This window comes from Protofrankia sp. Cr1, assembly GCF_963555865.1.
Classification (GTDB): Bacteria; Actinomycetota; Actinomycetes; order Frankiales; family Frankiaceae; genus Protofrankia.
In genome coordinates this window covers 1-3,511 of the sequence record NZ_CAUVXO010000360.1, presented here as the reverse complement: position 1 = coordinate 3,511, position 3,511 = coordinate 1, and the positions used below count along the sequence as shown (strand labels likewise).

The following is a 3,511-nucleotide window of genomic DNA, read 5'->3' as shown; positions in this document are numbered from 1 at the left end:
CCCCGCCAGGTCCGGTCACCCCGTCGCGGCCGGCCGACGCGCCCGGCCGGCCGCGGGCGTGACCGGCACGAAGCGCGCTGTCGTGGTCCGCAGGACGCGGCTGGACCGTGAACTCGTTCGGCGAGGCATGGTTCGCTCCCGCGAGCAGGCCAGCGAAGCGATCGCCGGCGGACGGGTCCGGGTCAGCGGACGTCCGGCGACCAAGCCCGCGACGGTCGTGGATGACACCACCCCCATTGCGATCATTACCGGGGACGACCCCGGGTACGCGTCGCGCGGCGCCCACAAACTGCTGGCGGCACTGTCGACCTTCGCCGGGAGCCAGCCACCGCTGCGGGTGAGCGGACGCCGGTGTCTGGACGCCGGGGCGTCCACCGGCGGTTTCACCGATGTGCTGCTGCGCCACGACGCCGGTGAGGTCGTCGCGGTGGACGTCGGCTACGGCCAGCTGGCGTGGCAGCTGCGGACCGATCCACGGGTCGTGGTGCTGGAGCGCACCAACGTCCGCTATCTCACCGCCGAACAGATCGGCGGGCCGGTCGACCTGGTGGTGGCCGATCTGTCGTTCATCTCTCTGCGGCTGGTGCTGCCCGCCCTGCGGGCGTGTGCCCGGCCGGCGGCGGATTTCGTCGTCCTGGTCAAGCCGCAGTTCGAGGTGGGGCGCGACGGACTCGGGCCGGGTGGGGTCGTGCGGGACGTGGCCCTGCACGCATCGGCGGTGCGGGAGGTGGCCGCGGCCGGGGCCCGGCTCTCCCTCGGCGTTCGCGGGGTTGTCGCGAGTCCGCTGCCTGGCCCCGCGGGCAACGTCGAGTACCTGCTGTGGCTTGCCGGGGATGCGCCGTGCATGGCCGAGCCGCGGCTCGCCGAGGCGGTCGCCGCCGCGGTCGCCGCTGGTCCAGCCGGTCCCGCCGGCGTACCCGACAGTGGCGGCCGGTCGAACATCTCCAGCCAGTCGGATATCGCCGGCCAGTCGGGAGAGGTCCGCGGATGAGCCGGGAAGTCCTGGTCGTGACCCATCCCCGCCGTTCGGTGGTGCGCGAGGTCGCCCAGCGCGTCCTGGACCAGTTCGTCGCCGCCGGAGTTGCGCCGCGGGTGCTGCGGGACGAGGCCGACCTGCTCGACCTGCGCTGTGACAACGTCGTCCCACCGGATGAGGCCGCGGCACTCGGGGTCGAGCTGGTCCTCGTCCTCGGCGGGGACGGCAGCCTGCTACGCGGCGCGGAGCTTGCCCGCAACGCCGATGCCCCGCTGCTCGGCGTCAACCTCGGCCATGTCGGCTTTCTCGCCGAGGCCGAACCGGACGCGCTGGAGTCCACGATCGACCACGTCGTCCGCAAGGACTACCAGGTCGAGGAGCGGATGACCGTCGACGTGACGGTCCGCCACCGAGGTGAGTTGACCTACCGTGGCTGGGCTCTCAACGAGGTGTCGCTGGAGAAGGTCGACCGGTCCCGGATGCTGGAGTGCGTCGTCGAGGTCGACAACCGCCCGCTGTCGCGATGGGGCTGCGACGGCATGATCTGTTCGACTCCGACCGGATCGACGGCGTACGCGTTCTCGGTCGGCGGCCCGGTCATGTGGCCGGGTGTCGAGGCCCTGCTGGTCGCGCCGATCAGCGCCCACGCCCTGTTCGCCCGGCCCCTGGTACTGGCTCCCACATCGTCGGTCGCCATCGAGGTGCTGCCCTCGACCCCGGCCGTGCTGTCCTGCGACGGGCGGCGCTCGGTGGAGGTCGCCGAGCACTCCCTGGTCGAGGTGACGCGCGGACGCCGTCCGGTGCGGCTCGCCGTGGTGCACCCGCGGCCGTTCACCGACCGGCTGGTCGCCAAGTTCGACCTGCCGGTGACGGGTTGGCGGGGTCGGACGGGCCGCTGACCGGCAAAAGGCGGTGCGCCCGCCAACGCGGGCGGGACGCGCCATAGAGTCACGTCTGTGCTCGAGGAAATTCGCATTCGCGGCCTCGGGGTCATCGACGACGCCGTGCTCGAGCTTGCGCCCGGTCTCACCGTGGTCAGCGGCGAGACCGGCGCCGGCAAGACCATGATTGTCCAGGGGCTCGGGCTTCTCACCGGCGGGCGTGCGGACGCCGGCTTGGTGCGTCCCGGCGTTGGTCGGGCCTTCGTCGACGGACGGCTGGTCACTCCGACTGACGGCCCGGTGGCCGAACGTGTCCGGGATGCGGGCGGCGAGTGCGATGACGACGGTCTGCTCATCGGGCGGACCGTGACCGCGGAGGGTCGCTCCCGTGCACACGTCGGCGGCCGGTCGGTCCCGGCCAGCCTCCTCGCCGAGATCACCGACGGGTTGATCGCGGTGCACGGCCAATCCGACCAGCAACGGCTGTTGCGGGCCGGTGAGCAGCGCAGTGCCCTCGACCGGTTCGCGGGCGTCGCGGTCGCGCGGCCGCTGGCGGCCTACACGGTCGCCCGTGCGCGGCTGCGCACGGTCGCAGCCCAGCTCGCCGAGATCACCGAACGGGCCCGGGAACGCTCGGTGGAGGCGGAGCTTCTGCGTAGCGGGCTGGCCGAGATCGAACGGGTGGATCCCCATCCCGGTGAGGACACGGCGCTGGACACCGAGCTGCGCCGGTTGGACCACGCCGAGACGTTGGTGCAGGCCGCCAGCAGCGCCCACGCGGTGCTGGTGAGCGACCCCGCGGTCGGCGACGGCGCGCCCGGTGCCGCCGATCTGCTGGGCACCGCCAATCGGATGGTCGCCGTGCAGGCGTCCCTTGACCCGGACCTGTCCGCTCTGTCCGACCGCCTGCACGAGGTCGGGATGCTGCTCGCCGACGTCGCCGCGGACCTCGCCTCCTACGCGGCCGGCATCGAGTCCGACCCCGGCCGGCTTGCCGTCGCACAGTCGCGCAAGGCAGCTCTGGCAGGACTCGCCCGCGTGCACGGCACGGACCTGGCCGGGGTGCTGGCGTGGGCCGAGAAGGCCGGGCGCCGCCTGCTTGAGCTCGACTCGGACGCGGACCGGTCCGGGGCGCTGACATCCGAACGCGACGCCCTGGTGGCTGATCTCGGCGAGTGTGCCACCGAGATCAGCAAGGCGCGCCGGGCCGCCGCCGACAGGTTCGCCGCGGCGGTGGCCGCCGAGCTCGCGGGCCTGGCGATGCCCAGAGCGCGGGTCGAGGCGGTCGTCTCCAACGCGCCGACCCCGCAGGGATACCCGTGGACGGCCGGCTGCTCGCCTACGGGCCGGCCGGGGTCGACGAGGTGGAGCTGCGCCTGGTGCCGCACCCCGGGGCACCGGCCCGCCCGGTGCACAAGGGGGCGTCCGGCGGCGAGCTGTCACGGATCATGCTCGCCATCGAGGTTGTGCTGGCCGCCGCGGACACGACGACGACCATGGTCTTCGACGAGGTGGACGCGGGCGTCGGCGGGCGGGCCGCGGTCGAGGTCGGCCGGCGCCTGGCCCGGCTCGCCCGGACCCATCAGGTGATCTGCATCACGCATCTACCGCAGGTCGCGGCCTTCGCCGACCGGCATCTGGTGGTGCGCAAGGC

General features: G+C 73.4%; 2 protein-coding genes and 1 pseudogene. All 3 read left to right on the top strand.

What is annotated here, in order from left to right; all coding sequences use genetic code 11:
- Window positions 1-82: 82 nt before the first annotated feature.
- Complete coding sequence (locus U9980_RS21280; RefSeq protein WP_322769542.1) at window positions 83-991, top strand: TlyA family RNA methyltransferase; 909 nt, start codon at window positions 83-85, stop codon at window positions 989-991.
- Window positions 988-1,875, top strand: a complete 888-nt coding sequence (locus U9980_RS21275) for an NAD kinase (protein WP_322769538.1) — start codon at window positions 988-990, stop codon at window positions 1,873-1,875. The genes U9980_RS21280 and U9980_RS21275 overlap by 4 nt, the downstream gene beginning before the upstream one ends.
- A 57-nt stretch (window positions 1,876-1,932) precedes the next feature.
- Window positions 1,933-3,511: pseudogene (gene recN, locus U9980_RS21270) on the top strand (DNA repair protein RecN); the annotation flags it as partial.

Coding starts and splice junctions, on each gene's coding strand:
- U9980_RS21275 (WP_322769538.1), top strand. CDS start 988: ATGAGCCGGGAAGTCCTGGTCGTGACCCATCCCCGCCGTTCGGTGGTG.